The organism is Sphingobium sp. SJ10-10, from assembly GCF_036038995.2.
GTDB lineage: Bacteria > Pseudomonadota > Alphaproteobacteria > Sphingomonadales > Sphingomonadaceae > Sphingobium.
The window spans coordinates 25,280-43,990 of the sequence record NZ_CP158132.1; the positions used below are offsets into that span (position 1 = coordinate 25,280).

Consider the following 18,711-nt stretch of genomic DNA (forward strand, 5'->3'; position numbering starts at 1 on the left):
CTGCGAAGGCGGGAATCCATCTCCGACGCTGCATCAAGTCTATTCTTATGGGAGATGGGTTCCCGCCCCAGCGGGAACGACGATGGGAGAGATGATCCAAGGAGGACTGGAGCCGACTCGCTAATAGGTTTAGGGGCAGGCGAATGTTGCGCCTTTCCGGATTGAAACTGCCCCTCGACCATCCCGCCGAGGCGATGCCTGTCGCCATTTGTGAGCGGCTGGATCTCGCGCCGCAGCAACTGTTGAGCCATGCCGTGGTGCGCCGGGGCAATGATGCGCGACGCAAAAATGCGATCCAGCTCGTCTACACCGTTGATGTCGAGGTGACGGACGAGGCGGAGGTGCTGGAGCGCTTCGCCAAGGATCATGACGTCCGTCCGCGCCCGGACACCGATTATAAATTCGTGGCGAGGGCGCCGCAGGGCTGGTCGGGCAAGCGGCCCGTCGTGATCGGCGCGGGACCGTGCGGACTGTTTGCGGGACTGATCCTCGCGCAAATGGGCTTTCGCCCGATCATCCTCGACCGGGGCAAGGTGGTGCGGGAGCGGACCAAGGATACTTGGGGTCTGTGGCGCCGCGCCGAACTCAATCCCGACAGCAATGTGCAGTTCGGGGAGGGCGGGGCGGGCACCTTCTCCGACGGCAAGCTTTATTGCCGGGTGAAGGATCCGCGCTTTCTGGGCCGCAAGGTGCTGGAGGAATTCGTCGCCGCGGGTGCGCCCGATGACATATTGACCGAAGCGCATCCGCATATCGGCACTTTCCGCCTCGTCTCCATGGTGGAATCCATGCGCCGCCAGATCGAGGGGCTGGGCGGCGAATATCGCTGGCAGCACCGGGTTGATGAACTGGAACTGGAACGGCAGGGCGACCGCATGCAGAAGCTGCGCGGGCTGCATCTGGCGGACGGCGGCTTCATCGAAACGGACCATGTCGTGCTGGCGGTGGGCCACAGCGCCCGCCCGACCTTCGAGATGCTGCACCGGCGCGGCGTGCATATCGAGCCGAAACCCTTTTCCATCGGCGTGCGCATCGAGCATCCGCAAAGCTGGATCGACCGCGCGCGCTACGGCAATTGTGCGGGGCATCCGGTGTTGGGCGCGGCGGCCTATAGCCTTGCCCATCATTGCGCCAATGGGCGGACGGTCTACAGCTTCTGCATGTGTCCTGGTGGACGGGTGGTTGCGGCGACTTCGGAGGAGGGGCGCGTCGTCACCAACGGCATGAGCCAATATTCACGGGCCGAGTTCAACGCCAATTCTGGCCTGGTGGTCGGCATCGATCCGGAGCGGGACTATCCCGGCGGGCCGCTGGCGGGGATCGAATTGCAGCGTCATTGGGAAAGCATGGCCTTTGTCGCGGGCGGTTCCTCCTACCATGCGCCGGGACAGAAGGTGGGGGATTTCCTTGAGGGCCGCGCTTCGAGCGAGTTGGGCGAGGTCATTCCGTCCTACAAGCCGGGCGTGACCCTGACCGACCTCTCGCGCTGCCTGCCCGAATTCGTGCTGGAGGCATTCCATGAGGCGATTCCCGTCTTCGGGCGGCAGATCGCCAATTACGACCATCCCGACGCCGTGATGACGGGGGTGGAAACCCGCACCTCTTCCCCGATCCGCATCACGCGGGGCAAGGATCATCAGAGCCTCAATGTCGCGGGCCTTTATCCCGCCGGGGAGGGGGCGGGCTATGCGGGCGGCATTCTCTCCGCCGCGATCGACGGGATCAAGGTGGCGGAGGCGGTGGGCCTGAGCATCGCGGCGGGCTGACTCCTTCCGTCACGCACCGTTCCTCTGAAGCCCGAGTCGATGCGCTGGAGCGTTACCGGCTGCCCTCGCAAAATGCCTTGATTGAAACGACTTGCCGAAGGGTGCTGCGACGGCGCGGAAACGATGCTTCAAAATGGGACAGGATGGCTCACGTTTGAAATATTATGTATGCCGATGAGATCATTCATTTATATTGGTTACTCAATCGATCGCCTTTGTAATATATAAAGTCCCGCAGCTTTTCGGCCGGCCAGATGCCGCCGCAGCCGCTCCAATCATAATCCTACATCATCGCAGAGGAGGCTCTCATGCATGCCAAGCCCTTGATTTTGGCGCTTTGCTCGTCCCTGCTGCTGTCAACAGGGGTTAGTGCCAGACAGCCAGGCGACCAACTGACCGTAGTGGCGTCGCCGGAAAAGGAAATGACGTACGAGAAATGGCAGGATCGGACCGCGAACCGGCTGACCAGCAGCATTCGCCGGACCGCCAATCTGGCTTCCGACCATAGCGCGACCGGCTATGCCCGGGTTCAGTTCCGTCTGGATGATGAGGGGCGGCCCCAGGCCATCGCCCTTGCCCAGCCTTCGTCGTCTCGTTCCATCGACCGGATATCGATGCGGGCGGTCAAGACCATGGGGCGGTTGACGCCGTTGCCGCCGCAAATCGGCGCGGCTTCCAGGTTCGAGGCGTGGATCATCGTCGCCAACGATGCCTGGGAACGGGACGATATGCTGAACCGGCTTCGTACGGACCATCGGGCACAGACGCTGGCGCAGGCAGGCGCCGATCAGCCCGTTCTGATTGCGTCGCGCTGAACGCCGCCCTTCCCCCCGGATGGCGTTGGCCCGATGCGGAGTCTGGAGGAGCGGCCGGGTTGGCGACCCGATGCGCGCGGTTCAGCCGGCGCGCATCTGCCTCCTTCGCTCTTCCAGCTTCCGCTCTCCTTCAATGGACATAGGCGGCGGTGTAGGGGAGCTGAAAATAGTCGAGCCCGCTGCCGATCGCGCGACCCAGGCGCGATCGGCTGTTGCGGAAGAACAACTGCTTGATGTTGAGGCCGACGCCGAAGAAGATGTCGCGTTCCGGCCTTATGCCGGCGGCGCGGTCGGCATTGGTGAAATTCTTGCCGCGATATCCGAGTTGCAATTCGACCAGGCGCAACGGGCTGTCGCGCAACCTTGCGAAACCGGCGAGTTCAAGCGAAAGCAGAAAGCGCTGCTGTTCATAATGGCGCTTGCCCTTGAAGCTGTAGACTTCTGAATTGGGCATCATCAGCAGGCGGAAATCCAGCTTCTCCTCCAGTCCCGGCACCGTATGGCGCAGCACCGAAAAGGCCGCGCCGCCGGTATTGAAGAGGAGATCCTGTGGCGAAAAGCCGCTATCCTTCTTATGCGCGTCCCACATTTCGCCATAGAGCATCAGTCCCATGGAAAGCAGCGCGGCCGGGGCAGCCGCCCTGGCCCGGTCATGGGTTTTGCGGGCTATCCGCGCGCCGAGAAATTCCGCGAACAGATAGGCGTTGAAGGCATGGGTCAGCTTGTCGATGCCCAGATTGTTGGTGTCCTTGCCGAACCAGCCTTCATCCTTGAAATGGAAATGAGTCGTGCCGTCCGTCCAATAGGCCTGCGTCGCGCTGATATAGGCGAAGAGGCCGATGGTTTCCCATTTGGCGGCGCCGATGCGGCTGCCAAGCGAATGATAGCGACTGTCGGTATCGGCATCCGGAGCCGCCGGGCTTTGCAGATCGGCTGGCCCTTGCACGACAGGATTGGCTGGCGGGGGGCGGAGTGTCATGGCACCCAGGTCGAAGGGGGTGTCCATGAGGGCCAACTGGCTGGGAGCGTCAGATCGAAGGCCTGGATCATCGCCACTTTGCGCGGCAGCGGAGGTGGAGCCGATGCACAGGGACAGCGCGGGCAGGACGGTCCATGCTGGGTGCATCTTATCTCCCCAATAAACCATGCCCATTTCATATTTCATATGAGCTATTTGATTTATCGGGATAATTTACCCCTGCCGGATGGTTCAGGACAATTTGCGATAATGGGTAATGGCTGCCCATTAATGCTTATTTCGTCGGTCGGATCGTGGGATATGCAAAGCCATATTGCTTTGGTCTTAGTCGCGACGACAGCCTCTGACACCCGAAGCAAATTCGGAAAAAGGGATTGCGAAGGGCGTGGAAGGTGGCATCCGCCTCCCGGCCGCCAACCCCATCCCCCAATGATGAAATGCGGAGGGTGACCGGGCCTCGCATCCGTTTCAGGCAGAGGATGGGTATATCCAAAGACAGAGGATAGGCGAGTGAAATTAATTCATTCGTATCAAAGCGATACATATCTGTCGATTATCGTTAAATATCATGAAAAATTGGGTGAAGAGATCAAAATAGAATTTACAGATAGATTTACTGGCTGAAAATTGAACCGAGGCAAGAATGCTGGTGGACTGGGGTGCAAGCAAGCGAGAGCCGCGTCGGCACCCAATGGCAGGGAGCGGCGATGATGGGGAGAGGGCATGATCTTTAGCCTGGACGCCGCGTCGGCCATTGCGGGGGTGGAAGAGTGATCGCCGCCCTGTTCTTCGCATCCGCCTTGACTGTGGTCGATGGTGGCATGTTGCGCGTGAATGGCGAGCGTATCCGGCTTTTGGGCATCGACGCCCCGGACGTCGCCAGCCGTTGCGCCAAGCGCGGGACTTGCGCGCCCATCAGTCCCCGGCAGAGCAAGGAAAGCCTGAAGCACGCGTTGCGGGATCCCATCACCATCGTTCCGGTGGCCCGCGACGCCAATGGCCGAACCGTCGCGATCGTCTATGCCGGGGGGCTCAACATGTCCTGCGAGCAGATTCGAAAGGGCATGGCCGTTTATAAGCCCGCCTGGGATATGGGCCGCCGTCTGGCGAAGGAATGCCGTTTCCTGTCGAGGCGATGACCGGGCTTGCCTAGAGAATCCCGGCGCAGCGCGTTTCGCCGGCGATGCGCGCTTTTCGAGGAAAATCTGGATGCCCGACAAGGATTCGAACCTTGATTGACGGAGTCAGAGTCCGCTCTCTTACCATTAGAGGATCGGGCATCAGGGTGGGCCAGTGGCTCACCGGAGAGGCGCAAATAGGCGGCGATTCCGGATTGGTCAAGAGGGTTTGCGACAGGCTTGCCGGACAATTTCATGGCTTGCCGGGTGCCACCCCAAAAGAAAACCCGCCGGACAGGCTGTCGCTTCCGGCGGGCTCTTCATCGACCCCTTATAGGGTACGAAGGGCTGGGAGCCGCCTCCCAGATAGGAAGCGACTCCCTTTATTTCAAAGCGCTTATTCCATGTCCTCGGTGGTGAAATCCTCACCCTGAACAGCAGCCAGCGGATCGTCCCCGATGGCGGCTTCCGGACCCTGCGCCAGTTCGGCGGCATGCTCTTGCGCGGCCGTCTTGGGCGCGATCAGGTCGACCTGGCTGGAAGCACGCAGCGCGGCCCGCATCGCCGCGTCACGTGACGAGGCGGCGACGCGCATGCGGTTCATGCCCGCACCAGTACCCGCCGGGATGAGGCGGCCGACGATGACGTTTTCCTTCAGACCGACGAGCGTGTCCTTCTTGCCCTGAACCGCCGCTTCGGTGAGGACGCGGGTGGTTTCCTGGAAGGACGCCGCCGAGATGAAGGAACGCGTCTGGAGCGAGGCCTTGGTGATACCGAGCAGCACCGGCTTGCCCGCGGCGGGCGCGAAACCCGGCTGGAGCTTGCTGTTGATCTCGTCCATTTCCTCGCGGTCGATCTGCTCGCCCACCAGCAGTGTGGTGTCGCCGGACTCGATGATCTCGACCTTTTGCAGCATCTGACGAACGATCGTTTCGATGTGCTTGTCGTTGATCTTCACGCCCTGCAAGCGATAGACTTCCTGGATTTCCGCGACCAGATATTCGGCCAGCGGCTCGATGCCGAGCACTTCCAGAATGTCGTGCGGATCGGGCGAACCGCCGATCAGGTTGTCGCCGCGCTTCACGAAGTCGCCTTCCTGAACGTCGATCACCTTGCTCTTGGGGATCAGATATTCGACCGGCTCGCCGCCATCCTCGGGATTGATGGCGATCTTGCGCTTCGCCTTGTAATCCTTGAGGAACTGAACGCGGCCCGACACCTTGGCAATGATCGCATTGTCCTTGGGCTTGCGGGCTTCGAACAGTTCGGCAACGCGCGGCAGACCGCCGGTGATGTCGCGGGTCTTGGCCGCTTCGCGGGAGACACGCGCCAGCACGTCACCGGCCTGCACCTGAGCGCCATCGTCGACCGAAAGGGTCGCGCCGACCGCCAGCATGTAGCGGGCGGCTTCGCCCGAGCCGTCGTCCAGCAGGGTCAGGCGCGGGCGCAGATCCTCCTTGGTACGGGCGGCACCGCGATGCTCCGTCACCACGCGTTGCGCGATGCCGGTGGCTTCGTCGGTCTGTTCGGCCAGCGTCTTGCCGTCGATCAGGTCGACATATTTCACGATACCCGGCTTTTCGGTGATCACCGGCATGGTGAACGGATCCCACTCGGCAAAGCGCTCGCCCTTCGCCACGGGGTCACCATCGGCAATCAGGACGGTGGCGCCGTAAGGCAGGCGGTGGGTTTCGCGCTCGCGGCCTTCGCTATCGATGATCGCGATCTCGCCGTTGCGGGCGAGCGACAGGCGACGGCCATTCTTGTCCATGATGGTCGGCATGTCGCGCAGCTCGATCGTGCCGTCCGACATGGCTTCCAGGTTCGACGTTTCGTTGAAGTTCGCCGCGCCGCCGATGTGGAAGGTACGCATGGTCAGCTGCGTGCCCGGTTCACCGATGGACTGCGCCGCGATGACGCCGACCGCTTCACCGATATTGACCGGCGTACCACGGGCGAGGTCACGGCCGTAGCACTTGCCGCAGACGCCCATCTTGCTTTCGCAGATCAGCGGGCTGCGGATCTTCACGGCCTGCGTGCCGATGGCCTCGATTTGCGCCACCAGCGCTTCGTCGAGCAGCGTGCCGATCGGCACGATGACGGTGCCGTCCTTGCTGTCGACGATATCCTGCGCCGTGGTGCGGCCCAGGATGCGCTCGCCAAGCGAGGCGATGACCGAACCGCCCTGGACGATCGCCTTCATCTCCAGCGCCTTTTCGGTGCCGCAATCTTCCTCGACGATGGTGCAATCCTGCGACACGTCGACCAGACGGCGGGTCAGATAACCCGAGTTCGCCGTCTTGAGCGCGGTGTCGGCAAGCCCTTTTCGGGCGCCGTGGGTGGAGTTGAAATATTCAAGGACGGTCAGACCTTCCTTGAAGTTCGAGATGATCGGCGTTTCGATGATTTCGCCCGACGGCTTGGCCATCAGGCCGCGCATACCGGCAAGCTGCTTCATCTGGGCCTGCGAACCACGGGCACCGGAGTGCGCCATCATGTAGATCGAGTTGATCTGGGCCATGCGGCCGGTCGCCGGATCCTTGGGCTGGGCGCGGATCTCGTCCATCATGGCGTTCGCCACCACGTCGCCGCAACGGCTCCAGGCGTCGATCACCTTGTTGTACTTTTCCTGCTGGGTGATCAGGCCGTCCTGATATTGCTGCTCATAGTCGGCCACCAGTGCCTTGGTTTCGGCAACGGTGCCTTCCTTCGAGTCCGGGATCACCATGTCGTCCTTGCCGAAGCTGATGCCGGCCTGGAAGGCGTGACGGAAGCCCAGCGCCATGATGGCGTCCGCGAACAGCACCGTGTCCTTCTGACCGGTGTGACGATAGACCTGATCGATGACGTCCCCGATTTCCTTCTTGGTGAGAAGGCGGTTGACGACGTCGAAGGGCACCTTGTGGCTCTTGGGCAGACATTCGCCCAGCAGCATGCGGCCCGGCGTCGTTTCGAAGCGCTTCATATACTGATTGCCGGCTTCGTCGGTCTGCGGCACGCGGCTGGTGATCTTCGAGTGCAGCGTCACAGCCTTGGCATAGAGAGCCTGATGGACTTCCTGCATGTCGGACAGCAGCATGCCTTCGCCCGGCTCGCCTTCACGTTCCATGGACAGATAATAGATACCCAGCACCATGTCCTGCGACGGAACGATGATCGGCTTGCCGTTCGCGGGGCTGAGGATGTTGTTGGTCGACATCATCAGCACGCGGGCTTCCAACTGGGCTTCCAGCGAGAGCGGCACGTGGACGGCCATCTGGTCACCGTCGAAGTCGGCGTTGAAGGCCGAGCAGACCAGCGGGTGAAGCTGGATCGCCTTGCCCTCGATCAGCACGGGCTCGAACGCCTGGATGCCGAGGCGGTGAAGCGTCGGCGCGCGGTTCAGCATGACCGGATGCTCGCGGATCACTTCGTCCAGGATGTCCCAGACCTCCTTGCGCTCCTTCTCGACCCACTTTTTCGCCTGCTTCAGGGTCATGGACAGACCCTTGGCGTCGAGGCGGGCGTAGATGAAGGGCTTGAACAGTTCGAGCGCCATCTTCTTGGGCAGGCCGCACTGGTGCAGCTTGAGTTCCGGGCCGGTCACGATGACCGAACGGCCCGAATAGTCGACGCGCTTGCCGAGCAGGTTCTGACGGAAGCGGCCCTGCTTGCCCTTGAGCATGTCGGACAGCGACTTGAGCGGACGCTTGTTGGCGCCGGTGATGACGCGGCCGCGGCGGCCATTGTCGAACAGGGCGTCGACGGCTTCCTGCAACATGCGCTTTTCGTTGCGGACGATGATATCCGGCGCGCGCAGCTCCATCAGCCGCTTCAAGCGGTTGTTGCGGTTGATCACGCGACGATAGAGGTCGTTGAGGTCCGACGTCGCGAAACGACCGCCGTCCAGCGGCACCAGCGGGCGCAGTTCCGGCGGGATGACTGGCACGACGTCGAGGATCATCCATTCGGGGCGGTTGCCCGATTCCAGGAAGCTCTCGACGACCTTCAGCCGCTTGATGATCTTCTTGGGCTTGAGTTCCGACTTGGTGACCGCCAACTCGTCCAGTAGCGCCTGCTTCTCGCCCTCAAGGTCGAGGTCCATCAGCATCTGCTTGACCGCTTCCGCGCCGATGCCGGCCGAGAAGGCGTCCTCGCCATATTCGTCCTGCGCGTCCAGCAGTTCGTCTTCGGTCAGAAGCTGGAACTTTTCGAGCGGGGTCAGGCCCGGCTCGGTGACGATGTAGGATTCGAAATACAGCACCCGCTCAAGCTGCTTCAACTGCATGTCGAGCAGCAGGCCGATGCGCGAGGGCAGCGACTTCAGAAACCAGATGTGCGCAACCGGGGCGGCCAGTTCGATATGGCCCATGCGCTCGCGGCGGACCTTCGACACGGTCACTTCCACGCCGCACTTTTCGCAGACGATGCCCTTATATTTCATGCGCTTATACTTGCCGCACAGGCATTCATAATCCTTGATCGGACCGAAGATGCGCGCGCAGAACAAGCCGTCACGCTCGGGCTTGAACGTGCGGTAGTTGATGGTTTCCGGCTTCTTGATCTCACCGAAGGACCAGCTGCGGATGCGTTCCGGGGAGGCGAGGCCGATCTGGATCTGGTCGAAGGTTTCCGGCTTCTGGACCGGATTGGCGAAATTGGTCAGTTCGTTCATATTTCATGTCCCTCTAGAGGGTAAAATTTCCGGGTGAAGAAGGGGAGGGGCGCCGCCGACAGGCAGCGCCCGACAACCCTTATTCCGCCGCCTGCGCGAAGCCGTCGTCATCCTCGACCTCGTCCATCGCGGCGAGTTCGACGTTGAGGCCCAGCGAGCGCATTTCCTTGACCAGCACGTTGAAGCTTTCGGGGATGCCGGCTTCGAACGTGTCGTCGCCCTTGACGATCGCCTCGTAGACCTTGGTACGGCCGACCACATCGTCCGACTTCACCGTCAGCATTTCCTGCAAGGTGTAGGCGGCGCCATAGGCCTGGAGCGCCCACACCTCCATTTCACCGAAGCGCTGGCCACCGAACTGCGCCTTACCGCCCAGCGGCTGCTGGGTGACGAGGCTGTAGGGGCCGATGGAACGGGCGTGGATCTTGTCGTCGACCAGATGGTGCAGCTTGAGCATATAGATGATGCCAACGGTCACCTTGCGGTCGAACCGGTCGCCAGTGCGGCCATCGTACAGGTCCGACTGACCCGATGTATGCAGCCCCGCCAGCTCCAGCATCGCCGACACGTCGGCTTCGCGGGCGCCGTCGAACACCGGGGTCGCCATCGGCACGCCTCGTGCAAGATGCTCGGCAAGGTCGACGATCTGTTCCGCAGTGCGGCCGTTGATCTGGTCGGCATAATGCTCGCCATAGGTTTCCAGCAGGCGGGTCTTGACCGCATCCGGCATCTCACCGGCCTGCGCGTTCGGATTGGCTTCCCGCCAGTCCTCCAGCGCATGCTTGAGCTGCTGGCCCAGACCGCGCGCGGCCCAGCCCAGATGCGTTTCGAAAATCTGCCCGACGTTCATGCGCGACGGCACGCCCAGCGGGTTCAGCACGATGTCGACATGGGTGCCGTCTTCGAGGAACGGCATGTCCTCGATCGGCAGGATGCGCGAGATGACGCCCTTGTTGCCGTGACGGCCGGCCATCTTGTCGCCCGGCTGGAGCTTGCGCTTCACCGCGACGAACACCTTGACCATCTTGAGCACGCCCGGGGGCAGCTCGTCGCCGCGCTGCAGCTTGTCGACGCGATCCTCGAACTTCTCGACGATCAGCTTTACCGCTTCGTCATACTGCGCCTTGACGGCTTCGATGCCGGCCTGACGGGTGTCGTCCGCAACGGCGAACTTCCACCATTCATGACGCTCGACTTCGCCCAGCAGGGCTTCGTCGATCTCGACGCCCTTGCGCACGCCCTTGGGCGCGGCCGTGGCGGTCTGACCGAGCAGCATTTCCTGCAAGCGGTTGAAGGTCGCGCGGTTGAGGATGGCGCGCTCGTCCTCGCGGTCCTTGGCGAGGCGGTCGATTTCCTCCCGCTCGATCGCCATGGCGCGTTCGTCCTTGTCGATGCCGTGGCGGTTGAACACGCGCACCTCGACGACCGTACCGGCGACGCCTGGCGGCAGGCGCAGAGACGTGTCGCGCACGTCGCTCGCCTTTTCACCGAAGATCGCGCGGAGCAGCTTTTCTTCCGGGGTCATTGGCGATTCACCCTTGGGGGTGATCTTGCCGACCAGAATGTCGCCCGGCTCCACTTCGGCGCCGATATAAACGATGCCCGCCTCGTCGAGGTTGCGTAGCGCTTCCTCACCGACATTCGGGATGTCGCGAGTGATGTCTTCCGGCCCCAGCTTGGTGTCGCGGGCCATGACCTCGAACTCCTCGATATGGATCGAGGTGAAGACGTCATCCTTCACGATCCGCTCGGAGATCAGGATGGAATCTTCGTAATTGTAGCCGTTCCAGGGCATGAACGCGACCAGCGTGTTGCGGCCCAGCGCCAGTTCACCGAATTCGGTGGATGGGCCGTCCGCGATCACGTCGCCGGCTTCGATCAGGTCGCCTACCTTCACCAGCGGACGCTGGTTGATGCAGGTGTCCTGGTTCGAACGCTGGAACTTCTGCAGCGTGTAGATGTCGACGCCCGACTGGCCCGGCGCGATGTCGCCGGTGGCGCGGATGACGATACGGGTCGCATCGACCTGATCGACGATGCCCGCCCGCTTGGCTGCGATGGCCGCGCCGGAATCGCGCGCCACGGTGCCTTCCATGCCAGTGCCGACGAACGGCGCTTCGGCACTGACCAGCGGCACGGCCTGACGCTGCATGTTCGATCCCATGAGCGCGCGGTTGGCGTCGTCATTTTCCAGGAACGGAATGAGCGAAGCCGCGACCGAGACGAGCTGCTTGGGGCTGACGTCCATCAGGGTGATATGGTCTTTGGGCGCCATCAGGAATTCGCCCGCTTCACGCGCCGAAATCAGGTCTTCGGCCAGCGTGCCGTCGGCGTTCAGTTCGGCGTTCGCCTGTGCGATGGTGTGCTTGGCCTCTTCCATCGCGGACAGATAGACGACCTCATTGGTCACCTTGCCGTCGATCACCTTGCGATAAGGCGTCTCGATGAAGCCATATTTATTCACGCGACTGAAGGTCGCGAGCGAATTGATCAGACCGATGTTCGGGCCTTCCGGCGTTTCGATCGGGCAGATACGGCCATAATGGGTCGGGTGAACGTCGCGGACTTCGAAGCCGGCGCGCTCACGGGTCAGACCGCCCGGCCCAAGCGCCGACACGCGGCGCTTGTGGGTGACTTCCGACAGCGGGTTGGTCTGGTCCATGAACTGCGAGAGCTGCGAGGAGCCGAAGAACTCGCGCACGGCAGCCACGGCGGGCTTGGCGTTGATGAGGTCGTTCGGCATCACGGTCGACACGTCGACGCTGCTCATGCGCTCCTTGACGGCGCGCTCCATGCGCAGCAGGCCGACGCGATACTGGTTTTCCAGCAGCTCGCCCACCGAACGCACGCGACGGTTGCCGAGATTGTCGATATCGTCGATCTCGCCCTTGCCGTCCTTCAGGTTCACCAGTTCCTTGACCACGGCGAGGATGTCCTCGACGCGCAGGGTGGTGACGGTATCCTCGGCATCGAGGTCGAGGCGCATGTTGAGCTTCACGCGGCCAACGGCGGACAGGTCATAGCGTTCCGGATCGAAGAACAGACCGGCGAAGAGGGCTTCGGCGGTTTCCTTCGTCGGCGGTTCGCCGGGGCGCATGACGCGATAAATGTCGGACAGCGCCTGGTCGCGTTCCTCGGCCTTGTCGGCCTTGAGCGTGTTGCGGATCCACGGACCGGTGGTGACATGGTCGATGTCGAGCAGTTCGAGACGGTCGATGCCCGCCTTGTCGAGCTTTTCGAGATTGTCGGGCGACACTTCGTCACCGGCCTCGATATAGATCTCGCCGGTCGTCTCGTTGATGAGGTCATAGGCGCTGTAGCGGCCATAGACTTCCTCGGTCGGGATCAACAGCGTCTCAAGCCCGTCCTTCTCCGCCTTGTTGGCGGCGCGGGGCGAAATCTTGTGACCGGCGGCGAACACCACTTCGCCCGACTTGGCGTCGACGATGTCGAAAGCCGGCTTCTGGCCGCGCCATGCTTCGGCGAGATAGGGGATCTGCCAGCCGCCTTCGCCACGGACGAAGACCACCTTGTTGTAGAAATAGCCGAGCATGTCCTCGGGCGTCAGGCCCAGCGCATAGAGCAGCGCGGTGACCGGCAGCTTGCGCTTGCGGTCGATGCGGACGTTGACGATGTCCTTGGCGTCGAATTCGAAGTCGAGCCAGGAACCGCGATAGGGGATGACGCGGGCAGCGAACAGATATTTGCCCGACGAATGGGTCTTGCCCCGGTCATGATCGAACAGCACGCCCGGCGAGCGGTGCATCTGCGACACGATGACGCGCTCGGTTCCGTTGACGATGAAGGTGCCGTTGCCGGTCATGAGCGGCATGTCGCCCATGTAGACGTCCTGCTCCTTGATATCGAGCACGGAGCGGGTTTCGGTGTCCTGATCGACCTCGAACACGATCAGGCGCAGAGTGACGCGCATCGGCGCCGCATAGGTGATGCCGCGCTGACGGCATTCCTCGACATCATATTTCGGGTCTTCGAGTTCGTAGTGAACGAAGTCCATCTCCGCGGTGCCGGCGAAATCGCGGATCGGGAAGACCGAGCGCAGGGTCTTTTCCAGGCCCGACACATAGCCGATGGCCGGGTTCGAACGGAGAAATTGCTCATAGCTCTCCCGCTGAACTTCGATCAGGTTCGGCATCTGCACCACTTCGTGGATGTCACCGAACACCTTCCTGATGCGCTTCTTCGCGCCGGTATTGCTGATCGTGGGGAGAGCTTTGGTCGCCATTGCGTATCCTGCCTGTTGCCTAAGCGTGTTATTCGTCGCATTTTTTCGCATCGCAGCGAAAATTCAGCCTGGCCTGTCGATTTCGGGGGTGATTCGCCCCTCTATCGTCACGCAAAAAAGTGCGGGCCGGGACTGTCCGATCCGCACTGTCAGCGTCTGGTGACCCGCCGTTTTCGCCCAATCCCGCCGGTTTCGTGCGCTAAACGAAGCCGGTCCCCGGGCGATCCGGGGGACGGTTCCCGCCTTGCCCGAAGGCTCGGCACGAACCGAATTTGAACGACCCATATAGGCGCCGCGCCTTCCTTTGTGAAGGGGGCAGCTCGCCTGATCCAGTTTAGTTGCCGCTTCGGGGCGTTGCTGTAGAGAGATGGAATGATTCTCTCGGTCATTCAATCCCTTCCGCCGATGGCGCGCCTTGCGTGAAGGGGTGGGCGCGTCTGTGCAGCGCGTCTGTGCTGGCGATCGCTTTGCCTGCTTTCGGCCAGGAAGAGGATGAAGCCTATGGCCAGTTGGCGGGCCAAAGGATCGTCGTCGTCACCGCGCGCCGGGTTCCCGAAGCGCAGGACAAGGTGCCGATCAGCCTCGTCCGCCTCGACCGGAACGGTCTGGAGCGGCGGGGCATCGACACGCTGGCCGATCTGGCGGGGGCGGTGCCCAATTTGACCATGCCGACGGTCGGCGCCTTCGGGGCGCGGCAGCCGATCATTCGCGGGGTCTTTTCGCCCATCGGGGCGTCCACCGTCGGCCTCTATGTCGACGATGTGCCGGTGCAGATCCGTTCGCTGGAGGTGGCGGGCAATCCTGACCTGCGCCGTTTCGACCTGGAGCGGGTGGAGGTGTTGCGCGGACCGCAGGGGACGCTGTTCGGCGCCGATTCCATGGGCGGCACCATCCGCACCCTGACCCGTCAGCCGCAACTGGAGGGGATGGACGCGCAGCTCGGCGGCGAGGCGGCGGCGGTCAGGGGCGGCGGCCTTACCCGCGAGGTGCAGGGGGCGTTGGGCAGCGCCATCCTGCCGGGCCGGATCGGCGCGCGGGTCAGCGCCTATTATCGGCGCGATGCCGGCGTCATCGACCGGTTCGACCCCGCTTCCGGCGCGCTTTTGACGAAGAATGTCGATCATGGCGCGGCGCTGGGCCTGCGCCTGGCGGTCAAGGCGGCCCCGAGCGAGCGTCTGGAACTGACGCCGTCGCTTTTCTACCAGAGGACGGAGCGAGGCGACCTGCCTTTCCACGAAAGCACCCTTGGCCGATTCCGCCAGTCCGCAACCCTGCGCCAGCCCGGCCGCGACCGCTTCCTGCTGCCCAGCCTGACCGCCCGGCTGGATCTGGGTGGGGCCACGCTGACCAGCGTCACCGCTTGGCTGGATCGCCGGAACCGCCAGATCGTCGATTATTCCGGCTTCTTTGGCGAGATCGTGCTGGGCGGCGCCGTGCCCGGCATCCGTACGCCGGGCGGCAGCTATAGCCGCACCACCGTCGACCAGCGCAATTTCACGCAGGAAGTGCGGCTCGCTTCCGGCGCGGAGGGGCCGGTCCGCTGGTTGATCGGGGGCTTTTACGGCCGGTCGCGGATCGTCATGGAACAGCGCGTGGTCGAACCGGGGATCGCTGATCTCGCGCAATCGCAGCTCGGCCTGTCGATCGAGGAGATTTTCGGCCTGCCGCTGCTGCCCGGCGGCCAGAGCTATCATAGCCGTCAGCAGATTGGCGAGCGCACGCTGGCCGCTTTCGGGCAGGCGAGCTGGGCGCTGGCGCCCCGCTGGGAGGTGACGGCGGGGCTGCGCGTGTCGCATAATCCGCTGACCTTCCGCCTGATGTCGGAGGGGCCGTTCGCGGGCGGGAGCAACGCCGTCGGCCCCCGCCGCCAGAGCGGCACGCCCGTCACGCCACATGCCAGCCTGTCCTGGCGTCCGGCGAACGACAGTCTGGTCTATCTGAGCGCGGGGAAGGGCTTTCGCAGCGGTGGCACCAATGGGGCGGTCCCGGCGGCGAGTTGCGCCGCCGATCTGTCCGCAATGGGACGCATCGCCGCGCCGGACAGCTATGATTCGGATTCACTCTGGAGCTTTGAGGCAGGGGCGAAGGCTGGATTTCCCGCGCAGGGACTTCATCTGTCGCTGGCCGCCTTCCGCATCGATTGGGAACGCATCCAGCAATCGGTCTCCTTGCCCAATTGCGGCTTTTCCTATGTCGACAATCTGGGCACGGCGCGCAACCGGGGCGTCGAGCTGGCGGTGCAGGCCAAGCCGTTGCGTGCGCTGAAGCTCGACTTTTCGCTGGGCTTTGTCGATGCGCGCTTTCGCCGCAATGTCGGGCTTGCCGGAGCGGGCAGCATCGTTGCCGCCGGGGACCGCATTCCCTATGTGCCCCGCTGGTCGGGGACGCTGGCCGCGGAATATGGCTTCGTGCTGCCGGGCCGGGTGGACGGCTTCATCCGGTCCGAATGGCGGCATGCGGGCCGCTATCGCCGGGCGCCTTCGCCCCGGTCGGTCGCTTATGATCCCCGTGTCTATGCAGGGGAGGGGAGCGATCTGCTGTTCCTGCGCGTGGGGCTTGGCCGGGATGGCTGGCAATTGTCCGCCTTTGCCGACAATCTGCTGGACAGCCGGGCGGTTCTCTATCGCAATGCGGAGCTGGTGCCGGTCACCGGATCGCCGCTGCGCGAAATGGCGCAGCGCCCGCGCACCATCGGCCTGTCAGCCAGCATCGGCCTTTGACGGGCGCACCAGCGCGATGACCGGCGCGGCTATCAGCGCGAGCGCGGCATAGACCAATATGGGCAAGCCATAGCCGCCGCCCGCCGCCCGCATCTGGTCGGTCAAGAGCGGCGCCAGCGCGCCGACCAGGCTGATGATCGCGGTATTGAGGCCAAGCAGCCTGGGGAACGCCTCCGCCTCCACCACATCGGCCAGCAGCATCGATCCCGACTGGCCGGGCAGCGCGCTCGCGACGCCCCAGATCAGGACGAACAGCCAGACCCCGGCCATATCCAGGGCGCGAACCCCCAGCAGCGCCATCGTCCCCATCGTCAGCAGCAGGGCCGTCGCGATCAGGCTGCGCCCCGCGCCGAGCCGGTCGGCCAGCATGCCGCCCATCAACAGTGCGGGCAGACCCAGCAGATTGGCGCTGCTATAGGCAAGCACCGCGCTGGATTGCGTCAGTCCCTGCGCCATCAGGCTGTCCACCGCCGCGAACAGCACGCCGTTGATGGAGAGTTGCAACAGGGTCATCGCCAGCACGATGCGGCAGAAATTCGCGCTGCGCAGCGCGGCTCTTGTCGCGTCCGGACCGGCCGTCGGCTGGCCGCTGTCGATCCGGCTGCCGGGCACCATCAGGACCAGCGGCGGGCAGGCCAACGCCATGACCGCCGCGCAGAGCAGCATGGCCGTGCGCCACGACCAGATCGCCATGGCCGCCCCCACAAAGGGCGGCACCAACGCGCCCGCCACGACCGCCGCGCCCAGAAAGATCGCCAGCGCCATGCCCCGCCGCGCCACATGATGCCGGGTGATGACGGCGATGCCGGGCACGATGGTCGATGCGCCGACGCCCAGGCCCGACAAGGCCATGGCGGCTGTCAGGGCCAGCCGGTCCTGCGCCATGGCGGCAAGCCCATATCCGGCGGCGCTGAGCGCGATGCCGATCAGCAGAACCGACCGGGCGCCCACCTTCCCCAAGGCCCAGCCGACCGCCAGGCTGGCAAGGCTCATCGCCAGCAAGAAGGCGGTGGCCGCGCCGCCTGCCTGACCCCCGAAATCGGCCGCGAGGGCAGGCAGGAACACGCCCAGCGACATCAGCGTGCAGCCCTGGATCAGCAGGGTGATCGCAGACAATGCGACGACTGGAAGCCAGGCGTTTTGCGCCTCACTATCCGCAGAAACCGGGGGCAAAGGGGAGAACCGGCGGAACATGGCAGCAGCATTATCCGTTTTTTCAGCGATTTGAATGGGCTGATGTCCGATTTGTGCAATGCGGCAAGCGGAAGCTGCGTATATTCCCCTATTGCCAGATGGCATGGGGAGTTGGGGCAGGATTGTGATCCGTACGGAGGAAATCTACGACGCGGCGACCGATGATGCAGTGTTCGACCGGCTGGCTTCGACGCTGGCGGATGCGGTCGGCGCGCGCTCGGGCGTCCTGCATTGGGGTCGAGCGCCCCAACATGTCGCGGAAATATCCTATTCCGGCTATTTTTCCGATGCGCAGATGGCGGTTTACGACCAGCAATTTCAGGATGACGATATCTGGGGCGTGGCGCTGGACCGGGCCGAAGCGATCAATCGCGCCTGGAATATCGAAGCCTTCGTGCCAGCCCAGACCTATGAAGGCAGCCGGATCTACAATGAGTGGATCAAGGGGATGGGTGACGACACCTTTCGCTGCCTGGGCGGCATGATTCAAAAGGATGGGACGACGGGCCATATCGGCCTGCACCGCGGGCGCACGCAAAAGCCCTTCAGCGAGGGTGAGGTGCGGGCGGTACAGGACAGCATCGACCATATCGGCCGCATGTTCGCGATCCGCAGCAAGCTGGACCGCGCCAATCATTATGGCCGGTCGCTGCATGCGACGCTCGACATGGTGGGCCATGCGGTCTTCACTCTCCGCCCCAACGGCGTGCTGATCGACTGCAATCATCTGGCGGACGCGCTCTTGCGCCGTGCCGATGCGCTGAGCTTGCGGCAGCGGCAATTGAAGGCGCGCGAGCCGCGCGAGGATGAAGCCTTGCAGACTGCGCTGAGGGGAGCGGCGGCGCGGCAGGGCGGGCAGGCGAGCGCGATCTTCGTCCATCGCGAACAGGGTCTGCCCTATGTGCTGTCGATCGCTTCGGTGCGCGTCGGCATGGAACGGCAGATCGTCGTGATCGTGACCGATCCGGCTGACCGGGATCTGAGCCTTACCAGCCGCATCCGCGCGCTCTACGGCCTTACCCGGGCGGAGGCGGAGGTGGCCGAAGCGCTTTGCGCGGGTCGCGGCCTGGAGGAGCTGTCGCAGGAACGCGGCGTGGCGCTCAATACGGTGCGGACCCAGATCAAGAATATCTATGTGAAGCTGGATTGCAGCCGCCAGTCCGAACTGGTCGCCCGGATCGGCGCGCTGCCGCGTTTGAGCGGGTTCGAGGAGGAATAGACT

At 63.4% G+C, this 18,711-nt stretch carries 9 protein-coding genes and 1 tRNA gene; 5 read left to right on the forward strand and 5 right to left on the reverse strand.

The window, feature by feature from the left end:
* The first annotated feature begins 143 nt into the window (after positions 1-143).
* Positions 144-1,766 (forward strand): NAD(P)/FAD-dependent oxidoreductase, encoded by a 1,623-nt coding sequence (locus VVT58_RS00120; RefSeq protein WP_327752881.1) that lies wholly within the window; start codon positions 144-146, stop codon positions 1,764-1,766.
* A 422-nt stretch (positions 1,767-2,188) separates the two neighbouring features.
* Positions 2,189-2,581 (forward strand): energy transducer TonB, encoded by a 393-nt coding sequence (locus tag VVT58_RS00125; RefSeq protein ID WP_327752880.1) that lies wholly within the window; start codon positions 2,189-2,191, stop codon positions 2,579-2,581.
* A 130-nt stretch (positions 2,582-2,711) separates the two neighbouring features.
* Here VVT58_RS00125 and VVT58_RS00130 read toward each other — a convergent pair whose 3' ends face one another.
* Positions 2,712-3,707, reverse strand: coding sequence for a DUF2279 domain-containing protein (locus VVT58_RS00130; RefSeq protein ID WP_327752879.1), 996 nt, complete (start codon positions 3,705-3,707; stop codon positions 2,712-2,714).
* Positions 3,708-4,330: 623 nt separating this feature from the next.
* On the opposite strand from VVT58_RS00130, the gene VVT58_RS00135 reads away from it, so the two are divergent.
* Positions 4,331-4,699 carry a thermonuclease family protein gene (locus VVT58_RS00135; protein ID WP_087575273.1) on the forward strand — a complete coding sequence of 123 codons (369 nt, stop codon included), beginning with the start codon at positions 4,331-4,333 and terminating at the stop codon, positions 4,697-4,699.
* Positions 4,700-4,766: 67 nt separating this feature from the next.
* On the opposite strand, the gene VVT58_RS00140 is transcribed toward VVT58_RS00135, so the two are convergent.
* The 3 genes from VVT58_RS00140 to rpoB all read right to left on the reverse strand — a co-directional run bounded on the left by VVT58_RS00140 (position 4,767) and on the right by rpoB (position 13,575).
* A tRNA-Gln gene (locus VVT58_RS00140) sits at positions 4,767-4,840 on the reverse strand.
* A 235-nt stretch (positions 4,841-5,075) separates the two neighbouring features.
* The gene (gene rpoC / locus VVT58_RS00145) at positions 5,076-9,332 is read right to left on the reverse strand and encodes a DNA-directed RNA polymerase subunit beta' (protein WP_066559877.1); all 4,257 of its coding nucleotides are present in this window, start codon (positions 9,330-9,332) and stop codon (positions 5,076-5,078) included.
* Positions 9,333-9,411: 79 nt separating this feature from the next.
* On the reverse strand, positions 9,412-13,575 hold the full coding sequence (gene rpoB / locus VVT58_RS00150; protein ID WP_327752878.1) for a DNA-directed RNA polymerase subunit beta: 4,164 nt from the start codon (positions 13,573-13,575) through the stop codon (positions 9,412-9,414).
* A 419-nt stretch (positions 13,576-13,994) separates the two neighbouring features.
* Here rpoB and VVT58_RS00155 point away from each other — a divergent pair, with 419 nt between their 5' ends.
* Positions 13,995-16,295, forward strand: a complete 2,301-nt coding sequence (locus VVT58_RS00155; RefSeq protein ID WP_327752877.1) for a TonB-dependent receptor domain-containing protein — start codon at positions 13,995-13,997, stop codon at positions 16,293-16,295.
* Here VVT58_RS00155 and VVT58_RS00160 read toward each other — a convergent pair.
* Positions 16,275-17,489, reverse strand: coding sequence for an MFS transporter (locus VVT58_RS00160; RefSeq protein WP_352000003.1), 1,215 nt, complete (start codon positions 17,487-17,489; stop codon positions 16,275-16,277). The genes VVT58_RS00155 and VVT58_RS00160 overlap by 21 nt on opposite strands.
* Positions 17,490-17,613: 124 nt before the next feature.
* Here VVT58_RS00160 and VVT58_RS00165 point away from each other — a divergent pair, with 124 nt between their 5' ends.
* Positions 17,614-18,708 carry a helix-turn-helix transcriptional regulator gene (locus VVT58_RS00165; RefSeq protein WP_327752875.1) on the forward strand — a complete coding sequence of 365 codons (1,095 nt, stop codon included), beginning with the start codon at positions 17,614-17,616 and terminating at the stop codon, positions 18,706-18,708.
* The last annotated feature ends 3 nt before the right edge of the window (positions 18,709-18,711 follow it).

Coding starts and splice junctions, on each gene's coding strand:
- rpoB (WP_327752878.1), bottom strand. CDS start 13,575: ATGGCGACCAAAGCTCTCCCCACGATCAGCAATACCGGCGCGAAGAAG.
- VVT58_RS00160 (WP_352000003.1), bottom strand. CDS start 17,489: ATGTTCCGCCGGTTCTCCCCTTTGCCCCCGGTTTCTGCGGATAGTGAG.
- VVT58_RS00130 (WP_327752879.1), bottom strand. CDS start 3,707: ATGCACCCAGCATGGACCGTCCTGCCCGCGCTGTCCCTGTGCATCGGC.
- VVT58_RS00125 (WP_327752880.1), top strand. CDS start 2,189: ATGACGTACGAGAAATGGCAGGATCGGACCGCGAACCGGCTGACCAGC.
- VVT58_RS00120 (WP_327752881.1), top strand. CDS start 144: ATGTTGCGCCTTTCCGGATTGAAACTGCCCCTCGACCATCCCGCCGAG.
- rpoC (WP_066559877.1), bottom strand. CDS start 9,332: ATGAACGAACTGACCAATTTCGCCAATCCGGTCCAGAAGCCGGAAACC.